12 protein-coding genes are annotated in these 14,286 nt (G+C 63.6%); all 12 read right to left on the reverse strand.

Annotated elements, in window-relative coordinates:
* Window positions 1-1,362, reverse strand: a complete 1,362-nt coding sequence (fliI, locus tag AA0Z93_RS01245; protein ID WP_413046748.1) for a flagellar protein export ATPase FliI — start codon at window positions 1,360-1,362, stop codon at window positions 1-3.
* A gap of 177 nt (window positions 1,363-1,539) precedes the next feature.
* Entirely contained in the window at window positions 1,540-2,328 is a 789-nt protein-coding gene (gene fliH, locus AA0Z93_RS01250; RefSeq protein ID WP_413046747.1) for a flagellar assembly protein FliH, read from the reverse strand.
* A 371-nt stretch (window positions 2,329-2,699) separates the two neighbouring features.
* Complete coding sequence (fliG, locus tag AA0Z93_RS01255; RefSeq protein ID WP_313741195.1) at window positions 2,700-3,719, reverse strand: flagellar motor switch protein FliG; 1,020 nt, start codon at window positions 3,717-3,719, stop codon at window positions 2,700-2,702.
* Entirely contained in the window at window positions 3,712-5,490 is a 1,779-nt protein-coding gene (gene fliF, locus AA0Z93_RS01260; protein WP_413046746.1) for a flagellar basal-body MS-ring/collar protein FliF, read from the reverse strand. The genes fliG and fliF overlap by 8 nt, the downstream gene beginning before the upstream one ends.
* Window positions 5,491-5,501: 11 nt before the next feature.
* Complete coding sequence (gene fliE, locus AA0Z93_RS01265) at window positions 5,502-5,828, reverse strand: flagellar hook-basal body complex protein FliE (RefSeq protein ID WP_296264311.1); 327 nt, start codon at window positions 5,826-5,828, stop codon at window positions 5,502-5,504.
* A 529-nt stretch (window positions 5,829-6,357) separates the two neighbouring features.
* Window positions 6,358-7,287: an IS110 family transposase gene (locus AA0Z93_RS01270; RefSeq protein WP_413045967.1), complete on the reverse strand. Its 930-nt coding sequence runs from the start codon at window positions 7,285-7,287 to the stop codon at window positions 6,358-6,360.
* 304 nt (window positions 7,288-7,591) lie between these two features.
* Entirely contained in the window at window positions 7,592-8,953 is a 1,362-nt protein-coding gene (locus AA0Z93_RS01275) for a sigma-54-dependent transcriptional regulator (protein ID WP_413046745.1), read from the reverse strand.
* On the reverse strand, window positions 8,950-10,170 hold the full coding sequence (locus tag AA0Z93_RS01280) for a sensor histidine kinase (RefSeq protein ID WP_413046744.1): 1,221 nt from the start codon (window positions 10,168-10,170) through the stop codon (window positions 8,950-8,952). Before AA0Z93_RS01280 ends, AA0Z93_RS01275 begins: the two co-directional genes overlap by 4 nt.
* A gap of 214 nt (window positions 10,171-10,384) precedes the next feature.
* Window positions 10,385-11,860 (reverse strand): sigma-54 dependent transcriptional regulator, encoded by a 1,476-nt coding sequence (locus tag AA0Z93_RS01285; RefSeq protein ID WP_413046743.1) that lies wholly within the window; start codon window positions 11,858-11,860, stop codon window positions 10,385-10,387.
* Window positions 11,861-12,026: 166 nt separating this feature from the next.
* Window positions 12,027-12,323 (reverse strand): flagellar protein FliT, encoded by a 297-nt coding sequence (locus AA0Z93_RS01290; RefSeq protein WP_413046742.1) that lies wholly within the window; start codon window positions 12,321-12,323, stop codon window positions 12,027-12,029.
* Window positions 12,324-12,341: 18 nt separating this feature from the next.
* On the reverse strand, window positions 12,342-12,743 hold the full coding sequence (gene fliS, locus AA0Z93_RS01295; protein ID WP_413046741.1) for a flagellar export chaperone FliS: 402 nt from the start codon (window positions 12,741-12,743) through the stop codon (window positions 12,342-12,344).
* A 79-nt stretch (window positions 12,744-12,822) separates the two neighbouring features.
* The gene (gene fliD, locus AA0Z93_RS01300; RefSeq protein WP_413046740.1) at window positions 12,823-14,211 is read right to left on the reverse strand and encodes a flagellar filament capping protein FliD; all 1,389 of its coding nucleotides are present in this window, start codon (window positions 14,209-14,211) and stop codon (window positions 12,823-12,825) included.
* Window positions 14,212-14,286: the final 75 nt, after the last annotated feature.

Below are 14,286 nucleotides of genomic sequence, written 5' to 3' on the forward strand. Positions count from 1 at the left end.
TTAGCCTCCATTGGTGGGGCTGGCGAACACCGCCGCCAGTTCCGCCCGGCCCTGGGCGAGGCTTACGTTTTCATCCAGGCCCTGGCGCAGGTACGACACCAGCTTGCCCTGCAAGGCAATGGCCATGTCGGTTTCCGGATCGCCGCCTGGCACGTAGGCGCCCACGCTGATCAGGTCGCGGCTCTGCGACAGGCGCGACCACAGCTGCTTGAATTTCTGCGCCTGGCGCAGGTGGTCGATGTCCACCACCTGTGGCATCACCCGGCTGATCGAGGCCTCGATGTCGATGGCCGGATAGTGCCCTTCTTCGGCCAAGCGCCGTGACAGCACGAAGTGGCCATCGAGCACGCCGCGCGCCGAGTCGGCGATCGGGTCCTGCTGGTCGTCGCCTTCGGATAGCACGGTATAGAACGCAGTGATCGATCCGCCGCCGGCCTCGCCGTTACCGGCACGCTCCACCAGCTTGGGCAGCTTGGCGAATACCGAAGGCGGATAGCCACGGGTCGCCGGCGGCTCGCCGATGGCCAGGGCGATCTCCCGCTGGGCCTGGGCGAAACGGGTCAGCGAGTCCATCAACAGCAGGACGTTCTTGCCCTTGTCGCGGAAGTACTCGGCGATGCGCGTGCAGTACATGGCCGCGCGCAGACGCATCAAGGGCGCGTCGTCCGCAGGCGAGGCCACCACCACCGAACGCTTGATGCCCTCCTCGCCGAGGATGTGCTCGATGAATTCCTTGACCTCGCGGCCCCGTTCGCCGATCAAGCCGACCACGATGATCTCGGCTTCGGTGAAGCGCGTCATCATGCCCAGCAACACCGACTTACCGACCCCGGTGCCGGCGAACAGGCCCAGACGCTGCCCCCGACCTACGGTGAGCAAGCCATTGATGCTGCGGATGCCCACGTCCAGCGGCTGGCTGATCGGCTCGCGGTTGAGCGGGTTGATGGTCGGGCCTTCCATCGGCACCCAGTCTTCGGCCTTCATCCCGCCCTTGCCGTCCAGGGCACGGCCGGCGCCGTCCAGCACCCGGCCGAGCATGCTCATGCCCATGGGCAGGCGGCCGCTGTCGTCCAGCGGCACCACCCGTGCGCCGGGCGCGATGCCGGCCACGCTGCCCACCGGCATGAGGAACACCTTGCTGCCGGAGAAACCCATGACTTCGGCTTCCACCTCGACGGCGTGGTAGCCGTCATCGTTGATCACCCGGCAGCGGCTGCCCACCGCCGCGCGCAGACCTTCGGCTTCCAGGGTCAAACCGACCATGCGCAGCAGCCGGCCTTCGGCCACCGGCTGGGCCGGCAAGGTAATGGCCTCGGCATAGCTGCCCAGGCGCTTGGCAAAGCTGGTGCGATCAAGGCGCATGGTCGGCCTCGTGCGGGATGTTCAGATGGAGGGACCGAGCTGCCGGTACCGGATGCGCGGCCTGTTCGTGGAACCGGTCGGATCTAAGGCGCATCGTCGGCCTCGCGCGGGATGCTCAGGTGGATGGACCCAGCTGCCGGTACCGGATGCGCGGCCTGTTCTTGGAGCCGGTCGAATTCAAGGCGCATGGTCGGCCTCACGCGGCTGGGTCAGGTCGATGGACAGGTCGGCCGGTGCTGGGTGCAGGGCTTGTTCGTGGAGCTGGTCGAACAACTGCGCCACGGCTTTTTCCAGGCGCGTTTCCATGCTCGCGTCGATGCGGCTATGGGCGGTTTCGATGCGGCAGCCACCGGGCAGCAGCGCTTCGTCCTCGAGCAGTTTCCAACGCTCTTCGTGGCGCTCGCGCAAGGCCTTGGCAGCCTCGAAGTCCTGGGGGTTGAGGTGGATGCGGATGTTGTCGGCACCCATCGGCAACAGCTTGAGCGCTTCGCGCAGCACCTGGGTGATCTGGCTGGAGTCGCTGCGCAGTTCGCGGCCGATCACCTGTCGGGCCATGTGGCCGACCAGGTGCACCAGGCTGCGCTCGATCTGCGTGTCCTGCTCGGCGATGGGGTCGAACAGGTGCTGCATCAGCTGTTCCAGGCTCGCCAGTTTGGCCGCCAGGGCCACGTCGGCTTCCTGGCGCACCTTGAGCTGGGCGCTGTGGAAGCCGTCCCGCTCGCCGGTGGCGAAGCCTTCGTTGTAGGCCTCCTGACGAATGGCTTCGAGTTCTTCGAGGGTGATCGGCTGGACGTCTTCGATGGGCACTTCGGCGATTTCGTCCGCGACGGCCTCAGGCACCGGCTCGGGTTCGGGCTCGGCGACGAAGCGCGGCGCAGGATCGAAGCTGGGCAGCGCCCACACGTCCACGCCCTGCAGGTCACGGGCGCGGATCAGATCGCTGGAGGGTTGCTCTTTGCTGGACATGCAATCGGACTCTCGAAACCAGGGTCAGGCGCTATTGCCTGAGGTGGATATGGCACTGCTCGTCAGCCGATGTGGCCTCTTGTAGGAGCGGGCGGCCGATGCTGCGGTTCATTTGCGCGAGGCCGTCTGGGGGCCAATCCACTTTTAAGGAACGGTATCGCAGGGATTAGGCCGGCTGCGCCGGCCATCGCGGCTCAAGCCGCTCCTACACACGCCTACAAACAGAGGCACGGACCTTCAGAAGACCGATATCTGTAGGAGCGGCTTTAGCCGCGATGGCCTGCGCAGCCGGCCCAATCGCCCAACGACCCAACCGCCTCAAGCATACTCGGACCGATCCCAAAACGCTCCGCTCACCGCCCACCCGCGGCTCAAATCATCTCCTCGCCACCCTTGCCGCCAAGCACGATCTCGCCGGCATCGGCCATGCGTCGGGCCACGGTGAGGATCTCCTTCTGCGCGCCTTCGACGTCGCTGACGCGCACCGGGCCTTTGGCCTCGAGGTCGTCGCGCAGCAGCTCCGACGCACGTTTGGACATGTTCTTGAAGACCTTGTCCTTGACCCGGTCGTCGGCGCCCTTGAGCGCCACCACCAACACGTCGGACGAGACTTCGCGCAACAGCGACTGGATACCCCGGTCGTCGACGTCGGCCAGGTTGTTGAAGACGAACATCAGGTCTTCGATCTGCTCGGACAAGTCGCCGTCGACCTCGCGGATCGAGTCCATCAACTGGCCTTCCACGGAGCTGTCGAGGAAGTTCATGATGTCGGCCGCACGCTTGATGCCGCCCAGGGTGGTGCGCGCTGCGTTGGAGTTGCCGGAGAACTGCTTCTCCAGGATCTGGTTCAATTCCTTGAGCGCCGCCGGTTGCACGGTGTTGAGCGACGACACGCGCAGGATGATGTCCAGGCGTACCTTGTGGTCGAAGTTGCTCAGCACTTCACCGGCCTGGTCGGGATCGAGGTAGGCGACCACGATGGCCTGGATCTGCGGGTGCTCGTAGCGGATCACGTCGGCCACGGCGCGCGGCTCCATCCACTTGAGGCTGTCCAGACCGCTGGTGTTGCCGCCGAGCAGGATGCGGTCGATCAGGCCGTTGGCTTTATCCTCGCCCAGGGCCTGGTTGAGCATCTTGCGGATGTAGCCGTCCGAGCCCACGCCCAGGCTGGTCTGGTCGCCAACCGTTTCGACGAACTCGCTCATCACCTGCTCGACCTGCTCGCGGTGGATGTTGCCCATCTGCGCCATGGCCACGCCCACCCGTTGCACTTCCTTGGGGCCCATGTGGCGCAGCACCTGGGCGGCGTCGGTCTCGCCCAGCGACAGCAGGAGGATGGCAGCCTTGTCGACACGGCTGAGTTTGGCGTTCACGGCGCGGTTATCACTCATCGGCGTTGATCCAGTCCTTGACGACCTGGGCTACACGGCCCGGGTCTTCGGCCACCAGGCCCTTGATTGCGTTGAGCTGCGCCTCGTAGCCCTCGGTGGGGCTGGGCAGCAGGATGCTTTGCGGGCCACCGAGGGTGACGCGGTCGTTGGCGAGCTCGCCATCCATCCCGATCATCCCGCCCAGCTCCGTGTCGCCTGCCACAGCGGCGTCCTTGCCGCCACGGGTGATGTTGTTCAGCACCGGACGCAGCACGCCGAACACCAGCACCAGGATGAACAGCACGCCCAGTGCCTGTTTGACGATGTCCCAGAACCAGGGCTGCGAGTAGAACGGAATATCGACCAGCACTTCGCCGCGGTCGGCGGAGAACGGCACGTTGACCACACTGACGCTGTCGCCGCGGCTGGCGTCGAAGCCTACCGCGTCCTGCACCAGGCGGGTGAAACGCGCCAGGTCTTCGCTGGTCCAGGGCGTGCGCGTGGCTTCGCCGCTGGCCGCGTCGACCTTGACCTGGTCGTCCACCACCACGGCGACCGACAGACGGGTCAGACGGCCCTGCTGCTGGCGGGTGTGGCTGATCGAACGGTCCAGCTCGAAGTTCTTGGTGCTCTGTTGACGCTTGTCGCTGGGGTACGGCGCGAGCATCGGCTGGCCGGTGGCCGGGTCCATGATCTGCTGGCCGTTGGCGTCGAGCAGCGGTTGGCCGGGCTGGATCGCCCCGGCCCCGGCCGCACCGGCCACGGCGTTCTGCGGCGCAGTGGCGGCGCCTGGCGGTTGGTTGCTCAACGCACCCGGCACGCCTTGCGGGCCTTGGCTGCTGGAACGCTGCTCCTCGACCGACTGCTCGCTGCGCAGCGCCGGTTGCTCGGGATTGAATTGCTCGGAGGTCGATTCGACCGCGCTGAAGTCCACGTCGGCCGAGACCTCGGCCTTGTAGCGGTCGTTGCCCAGCACCGGTTGCAGGATGTTCTGCACGCGCTGGGTGAGCAGGCTTTCCATGCGCCGGCTGTAGTCGTACTGCTTGCCGGCCATGGTCAGGGCGGTGTCCTGCAACTGCTCGGAGAGCAGGTTGCCTTTCTGGTCGACCACGGTGACCTGGGATTTGTCCAGCTCCGGCACGCTGGTCGCCACCAGATTGACGATGGCCATGACCTGACCGCTTTCCAGGGTGCGGCCTGGATACATTTCGACCAGCACCGACGCGCTGGGTTTGCGTTCGTCGCGCACGAACACCGAGCTTTTCGGGATCGCCAGATGCACGCGGGCAGCCTTGACGTTGTTCAGGCTCGATACGGTGCGCGCCAGCTCGCCTTCCAGGCCACGGCGATAGCGGGTGGCTTCCATGAACTGGCTGGTACCCAGGCCCTGGTCTTTGTCGAGCAGTTCGAAACCGACGTTGCCGTCGTTGGCGGTGACGCCTGCGGCGGCGAGCTTCAGGCGCGCGCGGGACAGGTCGTCGGCCTTGACCAGCAAGGCGCCGGAGTTGGGCTCGACGCGGTACTCGATGTCGGAGGCACCGAGGGTTTCGATGACCTGCTTGGTGTCCATCCCGGCCAGGCTGCCGTACAGCGGACGGTAGTCCGGCTGCTGCGACCAGAGCACCACGGCGAAGCCCACCGCCACGCTGGCGGCCAACCCGACCAACAGGCCGACCTGGCGCAGCGCGGGCATGCGCGAGATGTTTTCCAGGAAACCCAGCCCCGGCAGCGCCAGCTTGGACGCAGGCTTGGCACCGGTGGTGGCGGGTGGAGTGTCGACGGCATCGGCCACTTAGTCAGCCCTCAAACTGGCATCTGCATGATGTCCTGGTACGCCTGGACCAACTTGTTGCGTACCTGCGTGAGTGCCTGGAACGACACCGAGGCCTTTTGCGAGGCCACCATGACGTCGGTCAGGTCGACATTGCCCTTGCCGATTTCGAAGGCATTGGCCAGGGCATTGGATGACTGCTGGGTTTCATTGACCTTGCCGATCGCCTGGCCAAGCATGTCGGCGAACGAGTTCTGCCCCAGCTCCGGCGCGGCCACGGCTTTGGGCTGCGACATGGCGTCGGCCTGCATGGCGCGCATGTCGAGCATCAGACGGTTGAATTGAACACCTTGGGTCATGGACTTCTCTCTGCGGCGGCCGCATTTTTTTGACACTCATGCGGCGGGTACAGGAGGACTAGCAACAAGAATGCCAGGGTGTGGGATGGGCTGGTAAAGAACCGGAGCTGGTTGCTGTGCGTGGGCGTGGAGTTGTGGCAAGGCTGGCTTTTTCGTGGGGATGGGCTGGTCTCAAGAAGCACGTGGAAGCAGGGGTTCGTCCTTCTGATCAGCGATAACGGGCCATGTAGCAGCGCTGATCCAAATGATGGGCCGCCGCCCGGCGGATGGCGTAGTGGCCATTGGGCCGGCGGTGCCGGCCATCGCGGCTCAAGCCGCTCCTACAGGGGGCCGAGGCCGGGCTACAAGAACGCTGAAGCCGCTGCTACAGGGGGTACGAATAGGCTTTTACAGGGTAGACGAATCCGATTCTGCACTTGACGATAAGGTCCGCTGATACACCTGTAGGAGCCAACTGTCTTTCACCTGCCACCGATCAGCGGTCATGTTCCAGGCGTTTTCATCTTGAAAACGCCCTGAACAGGCGCCGTCACACAGGCTGATCTCGCCACGGCGTACCATCCCTGACCATTGCGTTGAGCCTCACCAACAAGACTCTCATGCACGCCACCAACGCTACCTTCTTTGCTTTGCCACGGTTACACAGTCGTTCATAGCGCGCTTTGAAGTCCGGGTTATGGCGCACCATCACCAGTACGCTCATGTACGCTGCCCGTCGTAATTTCGCCCTGCCGCCGTAAATGCTGCGCTTACCACTCTTGGTGCCACTGTCGTTGTTGTAAGGCGCAACTCCGACCAAGGCACCTACCTGTTTGCGGTTCAGATCGCCTAATTCGGGCAAGTAACAGAACAGGCTGGCAATCGTGACGGGACCTATCCCTTTGATCACTTTCAATTGCTCCAGCAGTTGAGCATTTATCTTTTGCGTCTGCTGAGCGATCTGTTTATTGCAGGACTTGATCAGCATCTGCAGCTGCACCTCAAGCGTCTTGTAGGTCTGCTGCACGAACGCCGAGTCGGCCTGTTTGATCCGGCGTCGATTGTCGTCGCGTTGCTGGACCAGGCTTTCGCGCTGATTGACCAGCTGGGTCAACTCCTCGCGGTCTGCGTCGGGCTGGCAGCAGGGCTCTTCGTCAAGGTTGGCAGCGAACCGTGCCAGGATACGAGCATCGATTTTGTCAGTCTTGGCGCGCTTGTTCATTGAAAGCGCATACGAGCGGGCACGTACAGGATTGACGCGCTGAACTTTGAAGCCAGCACCCGCCAGCAACCTCACCGCCAACTTCTCATAACCGCCTGTGGCTTCCACAAGCACGCGATGGACGTCGTGCGCTTTGAAGTAATCCATGGCACTCGCCAGCCCTTCAGGCGTGTTGGCTACAGAGAGATCATCGGCTTGGGGATGCAGGGCAATCTGCAACGTCGCTTTAGAAACATCGATTCCGGCATAGGCAGACATGAATAAATTCTCTAGGCTCAGAAGTGAGAGATCACTCTGGCTTAGCTCCCGCTTGTTGTTCGAGGTCGGACTCAGTCAACTGTTCGAGCTTAAGGCCAGAGTGAGAAGAGTGGGCGACAGCTTGGCTCCTACACGTGCTCCAGGGCACCCCGGCGGTACAGCTGCCGCTCACTCCTCTCACCTTCGAATTTAGCTGCTTTGAAGACACAAGCGGCTTGAGCCGCGATGGCCGGCAACGCCGGCCCACACGCAAACACGCCACAGCCCCTGCGAAACACTCATCACGGTCACCCAGCCGCCTCGATTACCCGCCGAGTTCGACGTCCATCCCTGCATCGCGCATCTGCGCCAGCTTGTAGCGCAACGTGCGCGGGCTGATGCCGAGCCGCTCGGCGGCCTCCTTACGTCGCCCGCGTTCGCTGCGCAGGGCGTCGAGGATCATCTGGAACTCATGACGGCGCAGATCGTCGCCCAGCACCGCCGGCTCGGCCGCCTGCCGCTCGACGCCCACGGGTGCAGCCGGTCGTGGCGCGTTACCCGTCGCAAGCCCCGTCAGACAGAAATCCGCCGCTTCGATCACCCCACCCTGCTGCAGGATCAACGCACGCTGCACGGCATTGTCCAGCTCGCGCACATTGCCGGGCCAATCATGCTCGCGCAGGCAGTCACGGGCTTGGGGCGACAGGCGAACCGCACCGAGGCGCAGTTTGCCGGCATGCCGGGCGAGCAAACGTTCGGCCAGCGGCAGAATGTCGTCGCGTCGCTCGCGCAAGGGTTGCCAGGCCAGAGGGAAGACCGACAAGCGATAGTAGAGGTCTTCGCGGAACGCGCCCGCCGCCACCTGTGCGGCCAGGTCGCGGTTGCTGGTGGCCAGCACGCGGATGTCGAGCGGGATCGGCTTGCGCCCGCCGACCCGCTCCACCTCGCGCTCCTGCAATACCCGCAGCAGTTTGGCCTGCAAGGTCAGAGGCATTTCGGAGATTTCGTCGAGCAGCAGGGTGCCGCCGTCGGCCTGTTCGAATTTGCCGGGCTGGGCGGCGATGGCCCCGGTGAAGGCGCCCTTCTCGTGGCCGAACAAGGTGGCTTCGAGCATGTTGTCGGGGATCGCCGCGCAGTTGATGGCCACGAACGGTCCTTCGGCGCGGGTCGACTGCTGATGGATGTAACGCGCCAGCACTTCTTTGCCAGTGCCCGATTCGCCGCAGATCATCACCGTCGAATCGCTGCGCGCAACCCGCGCCGCCAATGCCAGCAACTGCCGGCTGCTGGACTCGCAGGCCACCGGGCCATCGTCGGCCAGCAGGCGATGCGCTGCGTGACGCTCGACCAGGCTGAGCAAGGCGCGCGGCTCGAAGGGCTTGACCAGATAGTCCACCGCGCCCTGGCGCATGGCCTGCACGGCGCTTTCCACCGCAGCGTGGGCAGTCATCAACAACACCGGCAGTTGCGGCTGGCGTCGACGCAGCTCGCCCAGCAACTGATGGCCGTCCATCCCGGGCATGTTGACGTCGCTCACCACCAGGCTGAAGGCCTCTTCGCCCACGGCCTGCAAGGCGAGCTCCGCCGAACCCACGGCGCGCCAGGCGAAGCCGCCCAATTCCAGGGTGTCGGCCAAGGCTTGGCGCAGGTTGCGGTCGTCCTCGACCAGCAGCACCTTGTGCGTCATGCCATGCCCTCCCCTCCCGGCATACCCAACAGCGGCAGCGTGACCGTCACGCAGGTACCACGACCCACGCGCGAACGGATCCGCACCTGGCCCTGATGAGCGCGCACCACGGCATTGACCACGGCCAGGCCCAGGCCGGTGCCGTTGGTCTTGGTGGTGAGGAAAGGTTCGCCCAGACGCGCCAGCAAAGCGGCATCGATGCCGCCGCCGGCGTCGCTGATGCACAGCGCCACCTGCTGCCCACGGCGCATCAGGTGCACCTTCAGACGCGCCGGACCGTGGCTCGCTTGCAAGGCGTTGTTGATCAGGTTGAGCAAAGCGCCGACCAGGGTGTCGCGGTTGCACAGCACTTCGCCCAGACGGGTGTCGCACTGCCAGCGTACGGCATGGCCTTCGACATGGCTGTGGGCGGCCTGCTGCAACGCCTGGAACAGCGACTTGGGGGTCAGGCGATCGGTCAGCGGCAGCTCGCCGCGGGCGAACACCAGCATGTCGCGCACTTGATGTTCGAGCTCGTGCAGGCGCTCCTTGAGCTGACCGGCAAAGCGTTGCCGGGTGTCGTCAGGCAGGGTGTGCGCCGGGTCGGCGAGATGGCCGGCATAGAGCATGGCGGCCGACAGCGGCGTGCGGATCTGATGGGCCAGTGAGGCGACCATGCGCCCCAGGCTGGACAAGCGCTCGTGACGCGCCAATTGATCTTGCAGGCGTCGGGTTTCGCTCAGGTCGGTGAGCAGCAGCAACTGACCGGGCTCGGCACCCAACGAACGGGTGGCGATCGCCACTCGGCGGCCATCGCGCAGCGAGACTTCATGGCCATCGTCGTGGCGCGGCGCGAAACGCTGCACGATCAGCTCGCGCCACAGCTCACCCAACAGGGGCTGCCCCAGCAGTTCGACTGCGGCCGGGTTGGCTTCGACCACCACGCCGCGACCGTCGAGCGCCACCACACCGCCGGGCAACGCATCGAGCAGGTTTTGCAGGCGGCTGGCCAAGCGCTCTTTCTCGTCCAGTTCAGCCATGCGCTGGGCACTGACCACCGCCAACTCGCCTTTGAGCTCGCTGACCCGTGCCTCGAGCATGCCGTATGACTCATGCAGCTGGCTGGATACCTGGCCGAACAGCGCGAACGCCTGCTCCAGGCTTTCGCGGCTCTGCTGCTCGACAGGATTACGGCGTTGCGGATCGGGGGCTCGGGAGAGGGAGGCAACCTGAGGCATCGGACATTCTCGCGTGGCTGACCGTCATAAAAACGGCCTGTTGGCGAGGTTGTAGCAAGGGGCGTGCCGGTGTGGGACATGGGCAGGCGATAGTTGGTCAACTGCCGTGCGGCGTGAGTCGTACCCATGGAGCGCTGGCCTTGCCCTTCGGAACACACCAAGCAACTCGTTAAGGTGAGTATTGCGGCCCGATCCGCAATGCCCACCTTGGGATTCAATCTTCGGCGGCCTCTTCGCCGTCGCGGCGACTCATGCCGTATTTACGCATCTTCTCCACCAAGGTGGTGCGGCGGATGCGTAGCCGTTCCGCCGCGCGCGCCACGATGCCGTTGGCGTCGTCCAGCGCCTGCTGGATCAGGCCCTGTTCCAGGCCACCGAGGTAGTCCTTGAGGTCCAGACCCTCGGGCGGCAGCATGGCTTGGTTGGCGAAATTCGGCGTGTGTCCGTTGATCGCCACCCGCTCCTCCAGATCGCTGCGCAGGCTGTCGACCAATTGCTCGTCTTCGTCTTCGACATAGCGGAATTTCTTCGGCAGTTCGGCGACGCCGATCACACCATAGGGATGCATGATCGCCATGCGCTCCACCAGGTTGGCCAGCTCACGCACGTTGCCCGGCCAGCCATGCCGGCACAGTGACATGATCGCGGCCGAGTTGAAGCGGATCGAGCCGCGCTTCTCGTGCTCCATGCGCGAGATCAGCTCGTTCATCAACAAGGGGATGTCTTCGACGCGCTCGCGCAGCGGCGCCATCTCGATGGGGAAGACGTTGAGCCGGTAGTACAGGTCTTCGCGGAACGAACCCGCATCGATCATGGTTTCGAGGTTCTTGTGCGTGGCTGCGATGATGCGCACGTCGACGCTTTGGGTCTTGTTGCTGCCGACCCGCTCGAAGGTGCGCTCCTGCAACACGCGGAGCAACTTGACCTGCATCGGCAATGGCATGTCGCCGATCTCGTCGAGGAACAACGTGCCACCGTTGGCAAGCTCGAAACGCCCGGCGCGCGTGGTGATGGCTCCAGTGAAGGCGCCCTTCTCATGGCCGAACAGCTCGCTTTCCAACAGCTCGGCCGGGATGGCCCCACAGTTGACCGGTACGAACGGCGCGTCGCGGCGCTTGGAATGGTAATGCAGGTTGCGCGCCACCACTTCCTTGCCCGTTCCCGACTCGCCGAGAATCAGCACACTGGCATCGGTGTCGGCCACCTGCTGCATCATCTGCCGCACATGCTGGATCGCGCGGCTAGTGCCGACCAGGCTGCGGAACAGATTGGGCTCGCGCTGGCGACCGCGCTCGCGCGCCTGGTCGTACATCTCGCGATAGACCTGGGCACGGTGCAGGGAGTCGAGCAGTTGGCTGTAGCTGGGAGGCATCTGCAAGTTCGACAACACCCGGCGGCGCAGGTCGTCAGGGAACTCGGCGGAAGAAATTTCACCAAGAAGCAGGACGGGAAGGAACTCATCCCACCCTGCCACGGTCCTAAGCTGCCCAAGGACCGTGCCGGGCGACGCCACGGTACCCATGAGCACGCACAACACTTCGCGGCTCGACTGCAAAGACTCCACCGCCTGCTGCCAGTTCTGGCTCGAGCAAGGCAGGTTGTCTTCGCCCAGGAAATTCAGGACCACCGCCATGTCGCGGCGGCGGTCGCTGTCGTCATCGATCAGCAGAATCTTGGTTTCACGCCACATGCAATAGCAACTTCCCTAGTCATATCGGTGCCGGGGAGGCGAATTCGACGTCGCCCTGACGTACAGTCAGCATTGAGACGTCTGAAATTCGAAAACAGCCACTAGTAAAGTAAAAAACGTATAACCAGTCAAATTTATGGCGCCGGACAGGCGTTATCTATTTACCTCAGCTGAACAGATGGTAAACCTTTGCCGCTGATTTTGCCTGGTTGATCTGCGACATTTGCTCGGCGATGGCTTGGCGTTCGCCCATTGTGGCTTCCAGCAGATTGCGATAGACCACCAGCAGATCTTCCAACTTGGCCTTGACCTGGACCTCGTCCACCACGCTTGCCGTCAGCATGTCGTCGATGCAGACCCGACAGGCCTCGTCGAGCCTGCCAATGGCATCCCAATCGCGCTCGTCCAGGGCATCGAGCAAAGCGTCACGGGTTTCGTCGAATCGTTGGATGGCAGTGTTCACGACACGCTCCTCGCGGGCTTAGCCGGCTTGTGGCACGGGCGGGATCTGATCCCAGCCGCTCTTGACGGTAATCAGCAGCCGGGCGACTTCGTCGATCATGCCGGCATCGTTGGCGATGTTCGCCTGCATCAGGCGATTGGTCATGTATACGTAGAGGCTGGCGAGCTGTTCGATGCTTTCCGGATTCTCGCTCTTTTCGGCATCCAGGCCATCGCGCAAGCCAATGATGATGTCGATCGCCTTGCCGATCATCAGGCCTTTTTCCGCCACGTCGCCACGCGCCATCGCGCCCTTGGCCTGGGCCATGCGATCCAGCCCGCCTTCCATCAGCATCTGCACCAACCGATGGGGCGTGGCCTCGGAGATCTGTGCATGGGAATTGACCTTCTGGTATTGGCGAAGGGCTCTCATGGGGTTCATCGTGCAACCTCGTGACAGAAAAAAGATAACGGCTCGATGACAGTTATGTCGGCCGAGCCGTGGATAACTTAAGCGCCGATCAGCTGTCGCTGTTGGCTTTGTTCAGGGCGTTGAGCGTGGTCATCACGCTGTCGCTCTGCGCGCGCAACTGCGCCACCAGGGTGTCCATGGCGTTGTATTTGTCCTGCAGGCTCTTCTGCAGTGCGGTCATGCGATCGTCGAGGGTGGTCTGCTCGGTCTTGAGTTTGTTGAGGTTGTCGGTCAGCGTCTTGGTGCGCTCGGCGAAGGTGCCGGTGCTGGCCTTGGCGTAGCTTTCCGTGGCGTTCTGCATGCGCGCCAGCAAGCCGTCCTTGCCGGTGAAGATGCTCGAGAGGTCGGCGATGTTGGTGGCCGCCGCAGCGCTCCACTTCTTGTCGTCGAGGCTCAGCAGGCCACCGTCCTGGGACGTGGTGACGCCGAACTGGGCCAGGGACTTGAACGTGCCATTACCCGACAGCTGGCTTATCTCGTTGCGAATCGACGAGACCAGGCCGCGCATCGTGGCGTCACCGGTCAACGCGCCGGCGGTCGGTGTGCCGTCGGTGCCTGTAGTGACCTTGGTTTCGGCATTAATGGCCGTCATCAGGGCGTTGTAGGTATCGACGAAACCCTGCACACCGGACTTCAGCGTACTGGTGCTGGTGGTCAGCGAAAGAATGGTCGGCGAAAGCTCGCCACTGTCCGCATTTTTCGACGACACACCCGTCAAGGTGATGCTCAAGCCGCTGACGGCATCGGAGATCTCGTTGCTCTTGGACGTCATGCTGATGCCGTCGAGCATGTACTTGGCGTTGGCAGGCTTGTCGATCACGGTGTAGCCGGTGTCGATGCCTGAGTTGCCGCCCAGGGTGATGTCCGACCCCTCGCCCATCTTGGTCGAGGTCAACACCAGCCGCGAACCACTGGCATCGGTGAGCACGTTGGCGCTCAGGCCTTGAGTACCGAACTGACTGTTGATGCTGTCGCGTACCTGCTGCAAGGTGGCGCCGGCCGGCACACTCAGGTCGTAGTTCTTGCCGGACTGACTGATGGTCAACGTCGTGGCGGTGCCGGTCGTGTTGACCACCGAGCTGGCGCCCTTGGCATACACCGGTGTGGAAATCTTCGAGGCCTGGGCCAGGCTTTCCACCTTCAACGAGAAAGTGCCATTGGCCGCGCCGGCGCCCGCCTTGATGGTGGCGACCTTTTCGTCGCCCGACTTCACGGTCAGACCACTGAAGGCGTTGGTGGTGGACATGGTGTCCAGGGCCCCGCGGAAGGCATCGAGCGCCGCTTGGATTTTGCCGATGGACGACAACGTCGTGGTCGCCTTCAGCGTCTGAGTGTTGATCTGGGCTTGCTTGGGCGCCTTCTGCGCATTCACCAGCGACGTCACGATCGCTTGAGTGTCGATGTTGGAACCGATCCCGCTGACGGTTGAACCTGCCATCGTTGTCTCCCTGTATCTCAGTGGCTGCCAACGGCTTGACGATCACGCTCGGCAAACGGTTGCAGCAACAAGTTT

Source organism: Pseudomonas phoenicis, assembly GCF_047302395.1.
Classification (GTDB): Bacteria; Pseudomonadota; Gammaproteobacteria; order Pseudomonadales; family Pseudomonadaceae; genus Aquipseudomonas.

What these genes read in the sequence shown, in the direction of transcription:
- fliI (WP_413046748.1), bottom strand. Translation starts at nt 1,362, where the DNA reads ATGCGCCTTGATCGCACCAGCTTTGCCAAGCGCCTGGGCAGCTATGCC.
- fliH (WP_413046747.1), bottom strand. Translation starts at nt 2,328, where the DNA reads ATGTCCAGCAAAGAGCAACCCTCCAGCGATCTGATCCGCGCCCGTGAC.
- fliG (WP_313741195.1), bottom strand. Translation starts at nt 3,719, where the DNA reads ATGAGTGATAACCGCGCCGTGAACGCCAAACTCAGCCGTGTCGACAAG.
- fliE (WP_296264311.1), bottom strand. Translation starts at nt 5,828, where the DNA reads ATGACCCAAGGTGTTCAATTCAACCGTCTGATGCTCGACATGCGCGCC.
- AA0Z93_RS01270 (WP_413045967.1), bottom strand. Translation starts at nt 7,287, where the DNA reads ATGTCTGCCTATGCCGGAATCGATGTTTCTAAAGCGACGTTGCAGATT.
- AA0Z93_RS01275 (WP_413046745.1), bottom strand. Translation starts at nt 8,953, where the DNA reads ATGACGCACAAGGTGCTGCTGGTCGAGGACGACCGCAACCTGCGCCAA.
- AA0Z93_RS01280 (WP_413046744.1), bottom strand. Translation starts at nt 10,170, where the DNA reads ATGCCTCAGGTTGCCTCCCTCTCCCGAGCCCCCGATCCGCAACGCCGT.
- AA0Z93_RS01285 (WP_413046743.1), bottom strand. Translation starts at nt 11,860, where the DNA reads ATGTGGCGTGAAACCAAGATTCTGCTGATCGATGACGACAGCGACCGC.
- fliS (WP_413046741.1), bottom strand. Translation starts at nt 12,743, where the DNA reads ATGAACCCCATGAGAGCCCTTCGCCAATACCAGAAGGTCAATTCCCAT.
- fliD (WP_413046740.1), bottom strand. Translation starts at nt 14,211, where the DNA reads ATGGCAGGTTCAACCGTCAGCGGGATCGGTTCCAACATCGACACTCAA.